This is a genomic window from Photobacterium sp. R1 (assembly GCF_054600795.1).
The window spans coordinates 1-362 of sequence record NZ_BAAHZP010000222.1; the positions used below are offsets into that span (position 1 = coordinate 1).

1 protein-coding gene is annotated in these 362 nt (G+C 52.2%); it reads left to right on the top strand.

All coding sequences use genetic code 11. The features are described from left to right. Positions 1 to 362 (top strand): lysozyme family protein (locus ACYP03_RS24760; RefSeq protein ID WP_459782492.1); only part of this gene is annotated, 362 nt, incomplete at both ends.

Below are 362 nucleotides of genomic sequence, written 5' to 3' on the forward strand. Positions count from 1 at the left end.
CAACCCGGATAACGTCAAACGGGTTGAAGCCTTAATCAGCGAGCAAAAATGGGATGCGCTGTTCCCAGAGCGCAACGCCGCCTATACCTACTCTAACTTCCTCAAAGCAGTCGCGAAATTTAAAGGTTTCTGTGCCACCTATACCGATGATCGCGCCGCACAATCAGATGCCATCTGCGCCAAATCTCTGGCTGTCATGTTTGCGCATTTCACCCAGGAAACCGGCGCCCATAACCCTCATTCTCCTTACGAAGAATGGCGCCAGGGCCTGTTTTTTGTACGCGAAGCCGGATGTTCTGAAGAGGCCTCGTCCTGTGGCTACAACAGTGAATGTGCCGCCAGTAACTGGCAGACTGAACAAT